The sequence below is a fragment of the Pseudomonas sp. MOIL14HWK12:I1 genome, assembly GCF_000510705.1.
Taxonomy (GTDB): Bacteria; Pseudomonadota; Gammaproteobacteria; order Pseudomonadales; family Pseudomonadaceae; genus Chryseomonas; species Chryseomonas oryzihabitans.
The window spans coordinates 565458-582250 of record NZ_AZNY01000006.1 but is presented as its reverse complement, the minus strand read 5'-3'; the positions used below and the strand labels follow the sequence as shown (position 1 = coordinate 582250).

Annotated in this window: 13 protein-coding genes and 1 other RNA gene; 5 read left to right on the top strand and 9 right to left on the bottom strand. The window is 67.8% G+C overall.

Features of this window, described 5'->3' with window-relative positions; all coding sequences use genetic code 11:
* Positions 1-42 precede the first annotated feature (42 nt).
* The gene (locus PSEK12I1_RS0106695; RefSeq protein ID WP_027601071.1) at positions 43-2310 is read left to right on the top strand and encodes a YgiQ family radical SAM protein; all 2268 of its coding nucleotides are present in this window, start codon (positions 43-45) and stop codon (positions 2308-2310) included.
* Between the two features lie 153 nt (positions 2311-2463).
* Here PSEK12I1_RS0106695 and PSEK12I1_RS0106690 read toward each other — a convergent pair whose 3' ends face one another.
* The 7 genes from PSEK12I1_RS0106690 to urtA form a co-directional block, all read right to left on the bottom strand.
* On the bottom strand, positions 2464-3318 hold the full coding sequence (locus PSEK12I1_RS0106690; protein ID WP_027601070.1) for a shikimate dehydrogenase: 855 nt from the start codon (positions 3316-3318) through the stop codon (positions 2464-2466).
* 4 nt (positions 3319-3322) lie between these two features.
* Positions 3323-3766, bottom strand: coding sequence for a type II 3-dehydroquinate dehydratase (gene aroQ, locus PSEK12I1_RS0106685; protein ID WP_027601069.1), 444 nt, complete (start codon positions 3764-3766; stop codon positions 3323-3325).
* A gap of 146 nt (positions 3767-3912) precedes the next feature.
* A complete protein-coding gene (gene urtE / locus PSEK12I1_RS0106680) occupies positions 3913-4611 on the bottom strand; it encodes an urea ABC transporter ATP-binding subunit UrtE (protein WP_027601068.1) in 699 nt (232 codons plus the stop codon).
* A gap of 140 nt (positions 4612-4751) precedes the next feature.
* Positions 4752-5597, bottom strand: coding sequence for an urea ABC transporter ATP-binding protein UrtD (urtD, locus tag PSEK12I1_RS0106675; RefSeq protein WP_027601067.1), 846 nt, complete (start codon positions 5595-5597; stop codon positions 4752-4754).
* Complete coding sequence (gene urtC / locus PSEK12I1_RS0106670) at positions 5594-6673, bottom strand: urea ABC transporter permease subunit UrtC (protein ID WP_026084070.1); 1080 nt, start codon at positions 6671-6673, stop codon at positions 5594-5596. The genes urtD and urtC overlap by 4 nt, the downstream gene beginning before the upstream one ends.
* A complete protein-coding gene (gene urtB / locus PSEK12I1_RS0106665; RefSeq protein WP_027601066.1) occupies positions 6670-8238 on the bottom strand; it encodes an urea ABC transporter permease subunit UrtB in 1569 nt (522 codons plus the stop codon). The genes urtC and urtB overlap by 4 nt, the downstream gene beginning before the upstream one ends.
* A 375-nt stretch (positions 8239-8613) precedes the next feature.
* Positions 8614-9888 (bottom strand): urea ABC transporter substrate-binding protein, encoded by a 1275-nt coding sequence (gene urtA, locus PSEK12I1_RS0106660; protein WP_027601065.1) that lies wholly within the window; start codon positions 9886-9888, stop codon positions 8614-8616.
* A gap of 277 nt (positions 9889-10165) precedes the next feature.
* Here urtA and PSEK12I1_RS0106655 point away from each other — a divergent pair, with 277 nt between their 5' ends.
* From PSEK12I1_RS0106655 to PSEK12I1_RS0106645, 3 genes are read left to right on the top strand one after another with little or no spacing between them, the layout of a single operon-like run.
* Positions 10166-11122 (top strand): NAD(P)-dependent oxidoreductase, encoded by a 957-nt coding sequence (locus tag PSEK12I1_RS0106655; protein ID WP_255211838.1) that lies wholly within the window; start codon positions 10166-10168, stop codon positions 11120-11122.
* 2 nt (positions 11123-11124) lie between these two features.
* Positions 11125-12642, top strand: a complete 1518-nt coding sequence (locus tag PSEK12I1_RS0106650; protein ID WP_027601064.1) for an aldehyde dehydrogenase family protein — start codon at positions 11125-11127, stop codon at positions 12640-12642.
* 3 nt (positions 12643-12645) lie between these two features.
* Entirely contained in the window at positions 12646-13800 is a 1155-nt protein-coding gene (locus PSEK12I1_RS0106645) for a M20 aminoacylase family protein (protein WP_027601063.1), read from the top strand.
* Between the two features lie 222 nt (positions 13801-14022).
* Here PSEK12I1_RS0106645 and PSEK12I1_RS0106640 read toward each other — a convergent pair whose 3' ends face one another.
* Positions 14023-14925 (bottom strand): LysR family transcriptional regulator, encoded by a 903-nt coding sequence (locus tag PSEK12I1_RS0106640; protein WP_027598815.1) that lies wholly within the window; start codon positions 14923-14925, stop codon positions 14023-14025.
* 273 nt (positions 14926-15198) lie between these two features.
* Positions 15199-15274: non-coding RNA, sX9 sRNA (locus PSEK12I1_RS24275), on the bottom strand.
* A 125-nt stretch (positions 15275-15399) separates the two neighbouring features.
* Between PSEK12I1_RS24275 and PSEK12I1_RS0106635 the strand changes: the two genes are divergently transcribed.
* Complete coding sequence (locus PSEK12I1_RS0106635; RefSeq protein WP_027598814.1) at positions 15400-16725, top strand: DUF3100 domain-containing protein; 1326 nt, start codon at positions 15400-15402, stop codon at positions 16723-16725.
* Positions 16726-16793 lie beyond the last annotated feature (68 nt).

Sequence of the window (16793 nt, the reverse complement as noted above, 5' to 3'; positions counted from 1 at the left end):
TCTTCGCGCCCTCCTAAAAACCCCCCTTTCCCGGAAGCTGCCATGCAAGCCGCCACGCCGCTGTTCGACTATCCGAAATACTGGGCCGAGTGCTTTGGTCCTGCACCCTTCCTGCCCATGAGTCGGGCGGAGATGGAGCAACTCGGCTGGGACAGCTGCGACATCATCATCGTCACCGGGGACGCCTACGTCGATCATCCGTCCTTTGGCATGGCCATCATCGGCCGGCTGCTGGAGGCCCAGGGCTTCCGCGTGGGCATCATCGCCCAGCCGGACTGGCAGTCGAAGGACGACTTCATGAAGCTCGGCGAGCCGAATCTGTTCTTCGGGGTGGCCGCGGGTAACATGGACTCCATGATCAACCGCTACACCGCGGACAAGAAGGTCCGGTCCGACGATGCCTATACCCCGGGCAACGTCGCCGGCAAGCGACCGGATCGCGCCAGCCTGGTCTACAGCCAGCGCTGCAAGGAGGCCTACAGCCACGTGCCGATCGTGCTCGGCGGCATCGAGGCCTCGCTGCGCCGGATCGCCCACTACGACTACTGGCAGGACAAGGTCCGCCGCTCGATCCTGATGGACGCCACCGCCGACATCCTGCTCTATGGCAACGCCGAGCGGGCGGTGGTGGAGATCGCCCAGCGCCTGTCGCGTGGCGAGCGCGTCGAGTCCATCACCGATGTGCGCGGCACCGCCTTCATCCGTCGCGATACGCCCGAGGGCTGGTTCGAGGTCGACTCGACCCGCATCGACCGTCCCGGTCGCGTCGACAAGATCATCAATCCCTATGTGAACACCCAGGACACCGAGGCCTGCGCCATCGAGCAAGCCAAGGGTGAGGTTGAGGATCCCAACGAAGCCAAGGTGGTGCAGTTGCTGGAAAGCCCGCGCATGACCCGCGACAAGACGGTGATCCGCCTGCCGTCCTTCGAGAAGGTCCGCAACGACCCGGTGCTCTATGCCCACGCCAACCGGGTGCTGCACCTGGAGACCAACCCGGGCAACGCCCGGGCGCTGGTGCAGCGGCATGGCGACGTGGACGTCTGGTTCACGCCGCCGCCCATCCCCATGACCACCGAGGAAATGGACTACGTGTTCGGCATGCCCTATGCGCGCGTGCCGCACCCGGCCTATGGCAAGGAAAAGATTCCGGCCTACGAGATGATCCGTTTCTCGGTGAACATCATGCGTGGCTGCTTTGGTGGCTGCACCTTCTGCTCCATCACCGAGCACGAAGGCCGGATCATCCAGAATCGCTCCCACGACTCGATCATCCGCGAGATCGAGGAGATGCGCGACAAGGTACCGGGCTTCACCGGCGTGGTCTCGGACCTCGGCGGGCCGACCGCCAACATGTACCGCATCGCCTGCAAGGATCCGGAGATCGAGCGCCACTGCCGCAAGCCGTCGTGCGTGTTCCCCGGCATCTGCGAGAACCTCAACACCGATCACTCGTCCTTGATCGAGCTCTACCGCAAGGCGCGGGCGCTGCCGGGGGTGAAGAAGATCCTGATCGCCTCGGGGCTGAGATACGACCTGGCCGTGGAATCGCCCGAGTACGTCAAGGAACTGGTCACCCACCATGTCGGCGGCTACCTGAAGATCGCGCCCGAGCACACCGAGCGCGGTCCGCTGGACAAGATGATGAAGCCCGGCATCGGCAGCTATGACCGCTTCAAGCAGATGTTCGAGAAGTACACCAAGGAGGCGGGCAAGGAGCAGTACCTGATCCCGTACTTCATCGCCGCGCACCCGGGCACCACGGACGAGGACATGATGAACCTCGCCCTCTGGCTCAAGCGCAACGGCTTCCGTGCGGACCAGGTGCAGGCCTTCTATCCCTCGCCGATGGCCACCGCCACGGCCATGTACCACTCGGGCAAGAATCCGCTGCGCAAGGTCACCTACAAGAGCGATGGCGTGACCATCGTCAAGAGCGACCAGCAGCGCCGCCTGCACAAGGCCTTCCTGCGCTATCACGATCCCAAGGGCTGGCCGATGCTGCGCGAGGCGCTCAAGGAAATGGGTCGCGCCGACCTGATCGGGCCGGGCAAGCACCAGTTGATCCCGGCCACCCAGCCGGTGGGCGACACCGGTTACCAGAGCGCGCGACGCAAGAATTCCACCCCGGTGGGCAGCAAGAAGGCCAGTAACGGCGGCGGACGCATCCTGACCCAGCACAACGGCCTGCCGCCCCGCGCCAGCGACGGCAGCAAGGCCTGGGACAAGGGCCAGGAAGGCCAGGCCGCCGGCTACGCCAAGGGCGGTCCGCGCAAGAAGTCGCGGCGCCAGCCGAACATGCCGCGCTGAGAAGGCATAGGAAAAGGGGAGGCCGAGGCCTCCCCTTTTTTATGGGCAGTAGATCAGGAGCAGGGGTTGTTGGGCTTCGACGGTGGAGCCGTCTCAACCCAACCTACGGGTGGCGTAGGTTGGGTTGAGCGTAGCGAAGCCCAACGCTGAGGACTAGCCGCGCAATTCGGCGAAATGGGCCTGCATGCGGTCGGCGTTGGCGGTACGGCCGCTGAAGAGTTCGAAGGCCTTGACCGCCTGGAAGACGGCCATGGTGCCGCCGTCCAGGGTGCGGCAGCCGAGGGCGCGGGCCTGGCGCAGCAGTTCGGTCTCCAGCGGGAAATAGATGATCTCGGCGACCCACAGGCCGGGATGCAGCAACTCGGCCGGCAGTGGCATGCCGGGCAGCTTGGCCATGCCCACCGGCGAGGTGTTGACCAGGCCATCGGCGGCGGCGACCGCGGCGGCCCGGTCGGTGCCGACCGCGGCGCGCCCGGGGCCGAAGTGGCGGGTCAGGTTGTCCACCAGCGCCTGGGCGCGCTCGGCCTCGACGTCGAAGATGAACAACTGGTCGACGCCCTCGGCGAGCAGGGCGTGGGCCACGGCGCTGCCGGCGCCGCCGGCGCCCAACTGCACCACCAGCCGCTTGGCCACGCCCGGCAGGCCGCGGCGAAAGCCTTCGGCGAAGCCCAGGCAGTCGGTGTTGTGGCCCACAGTGCGGCCGTCGGCCAGCACCACGGTGTTCACCGCGCCGATGCCGCGCGCCTCGGGGGAGAGGTCGTCGAGCAGCGGGATGATCGCCTGCTTGCAGGGAAAGGTGATGTTGAGACCGGTGAAGCCGGTGCGCTGGGCGGCCTGCAGCAGCTCGGGCAGGGCGTCGGCGGAGAGGCCGAGCACGTCCAGGTCGATCAGGCGGTAGAGGTATCTGAGGCCCTGGGCGTCGCCTTCGCGTTCGTGCATGGCGGGCGTCAGCGAAGCCTGGATGCCGGCACCGATGAGGCCGGCGAGAACGGATTTGGGTGCGGTCATGGCGTTAGTTTCCCTGGTGGGCGATGAGGGCGCTGATGGCGGCGCGATACCCCTGGCTGCCGAGGCCGCAGATGATGCCGACGGCGATGCCCGAGACATAGGAATGGTGACGGAAGGCTTCGCGGCGATGCACGTTGGACAGGTGCACCTCGTAGACCGGCAACTCGCTGGCCACCAGGGCATCGCGCAGGGCCACCGAGGTGTGGGTCCAGGCGGCGGGATTGATCACCACCCCGGCATAGGCGCCGCGGGCCGCGTGGATCCAGTCGAGCAATTCGCCTTCGTGGTTGGTCTGGCGGAAATCCACCTCGTACCCCTCGGCAGCGGCGGTCTCGGCACATAGCCGGGCGACGTCGGCCAGGGTCTCGTAACCATAGGTGGCGGGTTCGCGGGTGCCGAGCAGGTTGAGGTTGGGTCCGTTGAGGACCAGGATGCGACGGGAGGACATGACAGCCTTCTCTCTTCGGGTCTTGCCAGGCAAGCACTGCCCGGCGCTGGAGAGAAAATGTACCAGTCGGTTAATTTCGTCAATCGAGGCGAACAGGCGGGCGGCCGGGCAGACCGCGGAAGCGTTCGATTATCGACCTTGGTAGCTCAGATCGCCACCAGTCCCCGTACCCCTTCGGCCTCCATGTCAGCGCCGCGACCGCGCTGGACGATCTCGCCACGGGACATCACCAGATAGCCGTCGGCCAGTTCGCTGGCGAAGTCGTAGAACTGCTCCACCAGCAGGATGGCCATGTCGCCACGCTTGGCCAGGTGGGCGATGACGGTGCCGATCTCCTTGATCACCGAGGGCTGGATGCCTTCGGTGGGTTCGTCGAGGATCAGCAGCCGCGGGCGGCTGGCCAGGGCGCGGCCGATGGCCAGTTGCTGCTGCTGGCCGCCGGAGAGGTCGCCGCCGCGGCGCTGGCGCATCTGCCGCAGCACGGGGAAGAGTTCGTAGATGGACTCGGGCACCTCGCGGGCCTCGCGGGCGGGAAAGCGTGACAGGCCCATGAGCAGATTTTCCTCGACGGTGAGGCGCGGAAAGATCTCGCGGCCCTGGGGCACGTAGGCGATGCCGGATTGCACGCGCTGGTGCGGCTTGCGACTGGTGATGTCCTGGCCTTCCCAGGTGACGCTGCCGCGCTTGGCCGGGATCAGGCCCATGAGGCAGCGCAGCAGGGTGGTCTTGCCGACGCCGTTGCGGCCGAGCAGGCTGGTGACCTCGCCGATGGGGGCGTCGAAGGACAGGCCACGCAGGATGTGGCTGCCGCCGTAGTACTGATGGAGTTCGTTGACCTGGAGCATGGGTGCCTCGGGAAGGTTCTATCGCGGCCATGGGCCGCTCCTACGATAGGGTTTCGCTCGCGGCCATGGCGGTTTGCCGTTGTGACCGCTCCAGGTAGGAGCGGCCCATGGCCGCGATATGCATTCAATTCGGCGCGGTGCTAGCGCCCCAGGTACACCTCGATCACCTGTTCGTTGGCCTGGACCTGGTCCAGCGAGCCTTCGGCGAGGACGTGGCCCTGGTGCAGCACGGTGACGTGGTCGGCGATGCTGCCGACGAAGCCCATGTCGTGCTCCACCACCATCAGCGAGTGCCGGGGCACCAGCGACTTGAACAGCTCGGCGGTGAATTCGGTCTCGGCGTCGGTCATGCCGGCCACGGGTTCGTCGAGCAGCAGCAGTTGCGGCTCCTGCACCAGCAGCATGCCGATCTCGAGGAATTGCTTCTGGCCGTGGGAGAGCAGGCCAGCGGTGCGGCCGCGGGATTCCTGCAGGCGGATGGTGGTGAGCACCTCTTCCAAGCGGTCGCGCTGTTCGCCGGAGAGGCGCGCGCGCAGGCTGGCCCAGACCGACTTGTCGGTCCGTTGCGCCAGCTCGAGGTTTTCCCAGACCGTCAGGGCCTCGAACACCGTGGGCTTCTGGAATTTGCGACCGATGCCGGCCTGGGCGATTTCCACCGGTTGCAGGCGGGTCAGGTCCAGGGTCTCGCCGAACCAGGCGCTGCCACGGTCGGGGCGGGTCTTGCCGGTGATGACGTCCATCATGGTGGTCTTGCCGGCGCCGTTGGGGCCGATGATGCAGCGCAATTCGCCGACGCCGATGTAGAGATTGAGGTCGCGCAGGGCCTTGAAGCCATCGAAGCTGACCTCGATGCCTTCCAGGCTGAGGATGGTGCCGTGGCGGGTATCCAGGCCCGTGCCGGCGCGATGGCCGAGACCGCTGGCTTCCGCGCCAATGCCGGCATCGAGCACTTCCGCGGCGGTGGGAGGTACGGGGGCGGCTTTCATGCGTCGCGCTCCTTCTTGATGAGGCCGATCACGCCACGCGGCAGATAGAGGGTGACGACGATGAACAGGGCGCCGAGAAAGAACAGCCAGTATTCCGGGAAGGCCACGGTGAACCAGCTCTTGGCACCGTTGACGATGCCGGCGCCGAGCACCGGGCCGATCAGGCTGCCGCGTCCGCCGAGGGCGACCCAGATGGCCGCTTCGATGGAGTTGGTGGGGGCCATCTCGCTGGGGTTGATGATGCCCACCTGGGGTACGTAGAGCGCCCCGGCCAGGCCGCAGAGCACCGCCGAGAGCACCCAGACGAACAGCTTGAAGCCGCGCGGATCGTAGCCGCAGAAGGTCACCCGGTTCTCGGCGTCGCGAATCGCCGTGAGGATGCGGCCGAACTTGCTCTGCGCCAGGCGCCAGCCCAGCCAGAGGCTGGCCACCAGCAGGGCCACGGTGAGCAGGAAGAGCACCGCCCGGGTGCCCTGGGCGGCGACCGGAAAGCCCAGCAGGGTGGTGAAGCCGGTGAAGCCGTTGTTGCCGCCGAAGCCGGTCTCGTTGCGAAAGAACAGCAGCATGCCGGCAAAGGTCAGCGCCTGGGTCATGATCGAGAAGTAGACGCCCTTGATCTTCGAACGGAAGGCGAAGAAGCCGAACGCCAGGGCCAGCAGACCGGGGGCCAGCACCGCCAGGCACAGCGCCCAGAGGAAGTGGTCGGTGCCGGCCCAGAACCAGGGATAGCGGGTCCAGGAGAGAAAGCTCATGAACGGCGGCAGACCGTCACCGGCGGCCTGGCGCATCAGGTACATGCCCATGGCGTAGCCGCCCAGGGCAAAGAACAGCCCGTGGCCGAGGGAGAGCATCCCGGCGTACCCCCAGACCAGGTCCAGCGCCAGGGCGACGATGGCGTAGCAGAGGATCTTGCCCACCAGGGTGAGGGTGTAGGCCGAGACCTGGAAGGGGTTGTCGGCCGGCAGCAGGGACAAGAGCGGCAGGGCGATCAGCACGGCGAGGGCAAGGCCGAGCACGGCCAGGCTCAGGCGCGGGCCGGCCTTCTGCACAGCGGTAAGCGCGAGTGGCTGGTTCAATCGATGACCCTCCCCTTGAGGGCGAACAGGCCCTGGGGCCGCTTCTGGATGAACAGGATGATCAGGCCGAGGATGAGAATCTTGCCCAGCACGGCGCCGATCTGGGGTTCGAGGATCTTGTTGACGATGCCCAGGCCGAAGGCCGCCAGCACGCTGCCGGCCAGTTGGCCGACGCCGCCGAGCACCACCACCAGGAAGGAGTCGATGATGTAGCTCTGGCCAAGGTCCGGACCGACGTTGCCGATCTGCGACAGAGCCACGCCGCCGAGGCCGGCGATGCCGGAACCGAGGCCGAAGGCGAGCATGTCGATGCGACCCGTGGGTACCCCGCAGCAGGCGGCCATGTTGCGATTCTGGGTCACGGCGCGCACGTTGAGGCCCAGGCGGGTCTTGTTCAGCAGGGTCCAGGTGAGGATCAGCACGAAGACCACGAAGCCGAGGATGATCACCCGGTTCCACGGCAGGAGCAGGTTGGGCAGCACCTGGATGCCGCCGGACAGCCAGGCCGGGTTGGCCACCTCGACGTTCTGGGCGCCGAACAGCACCCGCACCGCCTGGATCAGCATCAGGCTGATGCCCCAGGTGGCCAGCAGGGTTTCCAGCGGGCGGCCATAGAGGTGGCGGATCACGGTGCGCTCCAGCGCCATGCCGATGGCGGCGGTGACGGCGAAGGCCACCGGCAGTGCCAGCAGCGGATACCAGGCCAGCCATTCGGGCGCCAGGCGTTGCAGGGTCAGTTGCACCACATAGGTGCTGTAGGCGCCGAGCATCAGCATCTCGCCGTGGGCCATGTTGATGACGCCGAGCAGGCCATAGGTGATGGCCAGACCCAGAGCGGCCAGCAGCAGGATGGAGCCGAGCGACAACCCGGTGAAGGCCTGGCCGAGCAGGTCGCCCAGCAGCAGCTTGCGGTCCACCTGGGCAAGGCCGGTGGCAGCGGCCTTGCGGACGTCTTCGTTGGCTTCCACGGCCGGGTCGAGGAGGGCCTGCAGGCGGGTCTTGGCCTGGGGCTCACCGGATTCGCCGAGTAGCCGCACCGCGGCCAGGCGCACGGCGGGATCGGGATCGGTCAGCTGCAGATTGGCCAGGGCGGCGGCAAGGGCGCCTTTGACGTCCTTGTCGGCTTCGCTCTGCAGGCGCTTTTCCAGGAAGGCACGCTGCTCGGGCTTGGCCTCCTGGCGCAGGGCCTGGGCGGCGGCCAGGCGCACGCTGGCATCGGGCGACAGCAGCCCGCCGCTGGCCTGGGCGGCGCCGATGAGGATGCGCAGACGGTTGTTCAGGCGTACCGGCTTGGGTGTGCCGGTGGGAGGGGTGGCGTCGCCTTCGGCGGCGCTGTAGCTGTCGCCGGTCTTGTAGAAGGGCCGCTTGTCTTCATCGACATAGAAGCGGCCGTCCTGCAGTGCCTGGAGCACCGGGAGCTGGGCGGGATCGGGCGCGGCGGCCCAGTCCTGGAGGAGTTTGGCCTGGTCGTTGGCGCTGGCGGCGGCCAGGTCGGCGGCGGGGCCGGCCTGGGCGGTGCCCATGAGCAGCAACAGCAGGGGCAGTAGAAAAAGGCGTAGGGACATACTCGGCCTCGTGGGTGGGTAAAGGCTCCCGCACGGCGTCTCCCGGGGGAGGGCGGGCGTGGCCTCGTTTCTGGTGCCGGCGCCCGGCGGTCTGGCCGGGTGCGCTGGCGGGCCCTCACCCCGGCCCTCTCCCAGGGGGAGAGGGGGCGGAGCGGAGCGTTGGTGTTGCGGGCGCTTCCGGTTCTGGCGGGCAGCGCCTCTTGCCCTCACCCCGGCCCTCTCCCAAGGGGAGAGGGGGAAGAGCTGATGGCCTTAGAGCGTCTCTTGCCCCTCACCCCAACCCTCTCCCCGAGGGAGAGGGGGCAAGAGCTACAAGCTGAGCTGCGTTTTGCTCCCCTTCCCTCGGAGTGAGGGGCCGGGAGTGAGGGCGGGCCGTTACTGGCCGCTCTTCACCGGTTCGTCGGACTTCTTGTCGTTGCCGGGGATGTAGGGGCTCCAGGGCTGGGCGCGGACCGGGCCCTCGGTCTGCCAGACGACGTTGAACTGGCCGTCGTCCTGGACCTCGCCGATCATCACCGGCTTGTGCAGGTGATGGTTTTTCTCGTCCATCTTCACGGTGTAGCCGTCCGGCGCGGCGAAGGTCTGGCCGGCCATGGCCTTGCGCACCTTGTCGACGTCGGTGCTGCCGGCCTTTTCCACCGCCTGGGCCCACATGTGGATGCCGATGTAGGTGGCTTCCATGGGGTCGTTGGTCACGGCGGTCTGGTAGTTGGGCAGGTTCTTGGCCTTGGCGTAGGCCTTCCAGGCCTCGACGAACTTCTTGTTCACCGGGTTATCCAGCGACTCGAAGTAGTTCCAGGCGGCCAGCTGGCCCACCAGCGGCTTGGTGTCGATGCCGCGCAGTTCTTCCTCGCCCACCGAGAAGGCCACTACCGGCACGTCGGTGGCCTTCAGGCCCTGGTTGCCCAGTTCCTTGTAGAAGGGCACGTTGGAGTCGCCGTTGATGGTGGAGACCACCGCGGTCTTGCCGCCGGCGGAGAATTTCTTGATGTTGGCGACGATGGTCTGGTAATCGCTGTGGCCGAAGGGGGTGTAGACCTCTTCGATGTCCTTGTCCTGCACGCCCTTGCTGTGCAGGAAGGAGCGCAGAATCTTGTTGGTGGTGCGCGGATAGACGTAGTCGGTGCCCAGCAGGAAGAAGCGCTTGGCGGCCCCGCCTTCTTCGCTCATCAGGTATTCCACTGCCGGGATGGCCTGCTGGTTCGGCGCCGCGCCGGTGTAGAAGACGTTGGGCGACATCTCTTCGCCTTCGTACTGCACCGGGTAGAACAGCAGGCCGTTGAGTTCTTCATAGACCGGCAGGACCGATTTGCGCGAGACCGAGGTCCAGCAGCCGAAGGTGACCGCGACCTTGTCCTGGGTCACCAGCTGGCGCGCCTTCTCGGCGAACAGCGGCCAGTTGGAGGCCGGATCCACTACCACGGGTTCCAGCTTCTTGCCCAGTACCCCGCCCTTGGCGTTGATCTCGTCGATGGTCATCAGCGCCATGTCCTTGAGCGAGGTCTCGGAGATGGCCATGGTGCCGGACAGCGAATGCAGGATACCGACCTTGATGGTGTCCGCGGCGTGGGCGGCACTCCAGGGAAACAGGCCGCTCATGAGCAGGGCGGAGGCGGCAAGGGTGGTCTTCAGTAGAGGGCGGCGCTTCATGCGAAAGGCTCCTGAGCGAACGTGCGCTGTTGTTGGGCTGGACTGCTGGCCAGCCAGGGCGCCTTTTCAGGAACTGTGCCAGGCGTCGGCGAGACGCATAGGGACTGGCGCCTCGGCCTCGGCGGTGACTTCGCGGTCGGTCGCCCTGCACCAGTCTGGGGCTGGGCAGTGCCCTTGAATCGCGCCTTTGCACGATGCTGGTGCCTCTGGCTCACGTTGCCTTTTGCGCAACATGAAAGTCCGAATGCCGTATTGGTGGTGATGCCTGGGGCCTCCCATACTCGATCGCCAAGGGGCCGGCCACCGGGTCGGTCACCGCCAATTCGAAGCAGAGGAACAAGGCATGGGCAGGCAGGTCGGGGTCATCGGACTCGGCAACATGGGCGGCAACATGGCGATCACCCTGGCGCGCAAGGGCGTGACCGTCACCGGACTGGATCCTTCCAGCGCCGCCTGCGAGCGGGTCGCCGCCCAGGGCGTGGCCATCGCCGGCGACCTGGCGGCCCTGGCCGCCAGCAGCGACGTCATCGTGCTGTCGCTGCCCAAGGCCGAGCATGTCGAGGCCGTGTGCCTGGGCGAGGCGGGTCTGGTCAGCCGCGTGCGACCGGGCACCGTGGTGGTCGACACCACTACCTCCACCCCGGAGACCAGTCGCCGGGTGGCGGCGGCCTTCGCCGAGGTCGGCGCCGACTTCCTCGATGCCCCGGTTTCCGGCGGCCCCGCCGGTGCCGCGGCCGGCACCATGACCATGGTGATCGGCGGTAGCGAGGCGGCCCTGGCCAAGGCGCTGCCGGCGCTGGAAGCCATGAGCGCGACCCGGGTGCATATCGGCGCCGTGGGTGCCGGCAACATCGCCAAGATCGCCAACAACCTCCTGGCCGCGGCGCACCTGATCACCACCGCGGAAGCCGTCACCATGGCCGCCCGTGCCGGCGTCGCCCCGGAAAAGCTGCTCGAAGGCATCAATGCCGGTTCCGGGCGCAGCGCCGCCAGCCAGGGCATGTTCCCCACCTGGGTGCTGAACAAGGCCTATGACTCCGGCTTCACCATGGGCCTGATGCGCAAGGACGTGGGCCTGGCCCAGCAGCTCATCGCCGAACTCGGCCTCGACCTGCCACTGGCCGCGGCCACGGCCCAGGCCTGGAAGGCGAGCGCCGAGACCCTGGCCGATGGCGAGGATTTCTGCGCCATCGCACGACGCACCAGCGAAGACCTGTTCGGCAAGGGGGAATGATCATGATGAACGCCAAGACACTGGAATTGCTCAAGCCCTTCTGGGGCGACCGCCAGCAGGTCGCCAGCTTTGTGGACGGCACCTTCGTCGACGGCAGCGGCGAGCGGATCACCGTGCGCAACGCCCATGACGACAGCCCCGCCTACAGCTACCCCGACGCCGACCTGGCCGTGGTCGAGCGCGCCGATACCGCCGCCCGCCGGGCGCGCGAGGAATGGCGCGCCCTGACCGCCCAGGCGCGCGGGCGCATCATCTACCGGGTCGGCGCCCTGATCCGCGAGGAAGCCGAGGTTTTGGCGCAACTGGAATCCCAGACCGCCAACAAGCCGATCCGTGATGCCCGCGTCGAGGTGCTCAAGGTCGCCGAGATGTTCGAGTACTACGCCGGCTGGGCCGACAAGCTGCACGGCGAAGTCATCCCGGTGCCCACCAGTCATCTCAACTACGTGACCTACGAACCCCTGGGCACGGTGCTGCAGATCACCCCCTGGAACGCGCCCATCTTCACCGGCGGCTGGCAGATCGCCCCGGCCATCACCGCCGGCAACGCGGTGATCCTCAAGCCCTCCGAACTGACCCCGGTGACCTCGCTGCTGCTCGGCGTGCTGGTGGAACGCGCCGGTGCGCCCAAGGGCCTGGTCAACGTCCTCGCCGGCCAGGGGCATACCGTGGGCCAGCAGGTGATCGCCCACGCCGACATCCGCAAGGTGGTCTTCGTCGGCTCGCCGGCCACCGGCCGGCACATCGCCGCCGCCGCGGCCCAGCGCTGCATCCCGGTGGTGCTGGAGCTGGGTGGCAAGTCGGCCAACATCGTCTTCGAAGACGCCGACCTGGACCTGGCCGTGCGCGGTGCCCAGGCGGCGATCTTTTCCGGCGCCGGCCAGAGCTGCGTCTCGGGTTCGCGGCTGCTGGTGCAGGAATCCATCTACGAGCGCTTCATCCAGGCGGTGGCCCGCGCCGCCAGTCAGTTCAAGGTGGGTGACCCGAGCGATCCCGAGACCCAGATCGGTCCGATCCACAACGCCAAGCAATTCGCCCATGTGCGAACCATGGTGGAAGGGGCCCTGGGCGAGGGCGCGCGGCATGTCGCCAATGGTGTCGAACCGCTGCCCGCCGGGACCGGCTACTACGTCAATCCCACGGTGCTGGCCGGTCACAATGGCCTGGCCTGCGCCCAGGAAGAGATCTTCGGGCCGGTGGTGGTGGCCATTCCCTTCAAGGACGAGGCCGACGCCATCCGCATCGCCAACGACAGTCGCTTCGGCCTGGCCGGCGCGGTCTGGACCCGTGACGTCGGGCGCGCCCACCGGGTGGCCCGTGGCGTGCGCGCCGGCACCTTCTGGGTCAACGGCTACAAGACCATCCACGTCAGCTCGCCCTTCGGCGGCTATGGCGAGAGCGGCTACGGTCGCTCCTCCGGCCTCGACGCCCTGCGCGAATACAGCGAGGTGAAGAGCGTCTGGGTGGAAACCGCCGCCGTTCCCGCCGCCGGCTTCGGCTACGGCGCCAGCCTGGAGTAGCCCATGACCATTCACCAAGCGCTGCTGGACGACGCCCGCAGCTGGCGTCGCGATTTCCACGCCCATCCCGAACTGGGTTTCGCCGAGCACCGTACCGCGGCGCGGGTTGCCGAATTGCTCGAGGGCTTCGGCCTGGAGGTCCATCGTGGCCTCGGCGGCACTGGCGTGGTCGGGGTGTTGCGCCATGGCGAGGGCCCCAGTCTGGGGCTGCGCGCCGACATGGACGCCCTGCCGATGCAGGAGGTGGGGGACGTGCCCCATCGTTCCACCGCCGCCGGGCGCATGCATGCCTGCGGCCATGACGGCCACACCGCCATCCTGCTGGCCACTGCGCGCCACCTGAGTGAGAACCGCGATTTCCGCGGCACCCTCTACTTCGTCTTCCAGCCCGCCGAAGAGAATCTCGGCGGCGCCCAGAAGATGATCGAAGACGGCCTGTTCGAACGGTTTCCGATGGACGCCATCTACGGCCTGCACAACTGGCCGGGGCTGCCGGCCGGGCAGGTGGTGGTCAATCCGGGTGCCATGATGGCTTCGCTGGACACCTTCGCCATCACCCTGACCGGCAAGGGCTGCCACGCGGCCATGCCCGAGCGCGGCCGCGATCCCATCGTCGCCGCGGCGGACCTGATCCTGCAGCTGCAGACCATCGTCGCCCGACGGATCTCGCCACTGGCGTCGGCGGTGGTCAGCGTGACCATGATGGAAGCGGGGGAGGCGATCAACGTCATCCCCGAGGTGGCGCGACTCCGGGGCACGGTGCGGTGCCTGGACGGCGCGGTGCGCGCCGAGGTGGAGCGGCTGATCGGCGAGATCGTCGCCCAGGCGCCGCTGGCCCAGGGCGTGCGCGGCGAGCTGGAATTCACCCGCGGCTATCCCGTGACCCAGAACCATCCGGCCCAGGCCGCGCGGGTGCGTGAGGCGGCGGTAAGGGCCTTTGGTGCCGAGCGGGTCAGCGACGGCGTACCGCCATCCATGGCCTCCGAGGACTTCGCCTTCATGCTGGCGGCGCGTCCCGGCGCCTATCTCTGGCTGGGGGTCGACGGCGCCCAGCCCTCGGCGCCGCTGCACAACCCGGCCTATGACTTCAACGACGCCATCATCGAACCGGCCGTACGGTTGTGGGCCGAGCTGGTGCGCCAGGAACTGCCCGCCTGAGACGCCTTAGCGTCTGCTCAAAGGCTTGCGAGCTAGAGTCAAGCAAGGCGCAACGACCAACGGGAGTAACAGCCGAAGGCTGGCCCGGAGGGTGAGCGCTAGCGAATCAAAGGCCTGAGGAAGCGGAGTTTACTCATGGTAAATGAGCATTCCGGCCGGGCTGGCGACCCAGGGCCTTTTCAACGCAGTTTGGCCGACGCGCAGCTGGCTTTGGGCAGGCGCTCAGCGAAAGGCGGTCATCTGCTGCACCAAGCTGGTCCGCAACTCGTCCGCGGCGCGGCTGAGCTTGCGGCCCAGGCGGGTGACCAGCTCGACGTGGGCACGGGCAAAGCCGGGATCGGCCAGGGGCAGGGCGCGCAAGGCGCCGCTGTCCAGTTCCTGGGTCGCGGCGAACAGCGGCAGGAGGGTGACGCCGCCCTGCTGGGCATAGTGCTTGAGCAGGGCGAAGGTGTTGCAGGTCAGGGTCGGCGCCAGGCGCTGGCCGGCGGCCTGCTCCACAGCGTCGAGCATCTGGCGGATGCCGTAGGAGATGTCCGGCAGCGCCAGGCGATGCTGGCCCAGCTCCGTCAGGGTCACGGGGCCCTGGGTCGCGGCCAGCGGATGGTCCGGCGCCACCATGGCATAGAGCGGCTGCCCGCGGCTGCCATGCACCCGCAGGTGCGGATCGCGCGGCGGATTGAACACCAGCCCCAGTTGCGCCTCGTCTTCCATCACCTGGCGAATCACCTCGTTGGTGCCCACCACGTTGACCCTGACCTCGATCTCCGGATGCCGCGCGGAAAAGTCGCCCAGGCTTCGCGACAGGTCGCCGATGAAGCCTTCGCCGATGGCCAGCACCACGCGACCGGTGCGCAGCCCCTGCAGATCGGCGATGGCGTCTCTCAGCCCGTCGAGCTGGGTCTGACGCTGGCGGAAGTAATCCAGCACCAGGCGCCCGGCCTCGGTCGGGGTGATGCCGCGGCGGTGGCGCTCGATCAGGTCGACGCCCAGTTCCGCCTCGACCTGGGCGATCTGCCGGCTGACTGCGGACGGGGCGATATCGAGGGCGTCGGCGGCGGCGCGCACGCTGCCCAGCCGCACCGCCTCGACGAAATAGTGCAAGCGTTGTTCGTGAATTCCACGCATCCGTGTGTTCTCGTAAAGGCAACGGAAAAGGCCATTTCCAGTATTGGAGAGAGAACAGGGCGCTGTCCATACTCGGGCCAAGACCACGGCCGCCCCGGCCTGGCCGAGGCCCGCGACGCAGAGCCCCGGAACGGCGCAGAACCCCGCGCGAGACCCTGTCCGCGGCGGGCTTCCAGCCTCCGGTACGCCAGCCGTGCGACCTCGACCAGACCTCCAGAACGACCGGGTCGCGCTCCCTTGCGGAGCCCTTTTCTGCCCAGCGGGCCTGAGAGCGGCTAACAAAACGTAGCGAGCGGTTGTCAGGCGGGTGCGCGCGGCGCGCAGGAACCGGAGTGTACGAGCGGTACATGAGGATTCCGAGCACTGCACGTGCCCGTCTGGCGGACGCGCAGTAGTTTTGTTGGTCGCTCTGAGTCGCTCGCGACTGCCAACCATACCTACAACCGAGCCCGCGAGCGGGCCGCAGGGGGAAGAATGAGCGCCAATCCGACGCTGGCCGTGGGCCAGGACCGAGCTGTCAGCGATACCGTGAAACTCTATTTCTGGGCGGCGCTGGTGCTGCTGATCGCCGAGCTGATCGGCTCGGTCAGCATCCCGCTGGGGCCGGGCAAGGTGGTGCTGTTGCCGATGATCTGGGCGCTGCTGCTGGGCGCCGCCATTGGCCTGGCCAGCACGCGACTGCCGCAGGGCCTGAGCGTCAGCCGCAGCGCCCAGGTGCGCTCGGCGGCCATCCTGCAGTACGCCTTGCTGATCTTCATCGCCAAGCTCGGCCTGGTGGTGGGCGGTTCCCTGCCCACGGTGATCGCCGCCGGCTGGGCGCTGGCCTTCCAGGAGCTGGGCCATTTCGTCGGCACCATCCTGCTCGGCCTGCCCGTGGCGCTGCTGCTGGGCATCAAGCGCGAGGCCATCGGCGCCACCTTCTCGGTGGGGCGCGAACCGAGCCTGGCGATCATCGGCGAACGCTACGGCATGGACTCCCCGGAAGGCCGCGGCGTGCTCGCCGAGTACCTCACCGGCACCCTGATCGGCGCGGTGTTCATGGCCATCGTCGCCGGCTTCATCGCCAGCCTCAACATCTTCCACCCCTATTCGCTGGCCATGGGCGCCGGCATTGGCTCGGGCAGCATCATGGCCGCCGCGGCCGGTGCGGTGGCGGCCCAGCAGACCCCCGAGGTGGCCAAGGAGGTCATGGCGCTGGCCGCCGCGGCCAACCTCATCACCACCACCCTGGGTACCTATTTCACCCTGTTCATCTCCCTGCCGCTGGCGGTCTGGGGCTATCGGGTGCTGGAGCCGCGCATCGGCCGGACGACCAAGGCCTCCTTCGCCCAGAGCGCGGTAGACCAGACGGTGGTGGACGAGCCGGTGGAGCTGGGCTGGTCGGGACGCCTGAGTGCCTGGTTCGCCGCGGCCGGCCTGGCCCTGCTGGGTACCTTCGTGGCGACCAAGACGCTGCCGGCTGCCGCCCTCATCGCGGTGGCGCTGATGATCGGTGCGGCCGTCGTCGGCGAGCTGCTCTGCCAGCTGTTCCGCCGCAAGGTGCCGGCGGTGTGCTGGGTGTCGCTGGTGGCCATGTTCCTGACCTCGCCCTGGTGCCCGCTGGCACCGCAGATTACCGCCGCCGCCAACAGCGTCGGCGTGTTGGCGGTGATCACGCCCATGCTGGCCTTCGCCGGCCTGTCCATCGCCAAGGACATCCCGGCCTTTCGCCGGCTGGGCTGGCGCATCGTGGTGGTCTCCCTGACCGCCGGCTTCGGCACCTTCATTGGCGCCGTGTTCATCGCCGAACTCTTCCACTGATCCGCCCCGCGCGCACCGGGTCCCCGGTGCGCCGCTTCCCGCTGTCGTACCGCACCGCCGTCTGATCT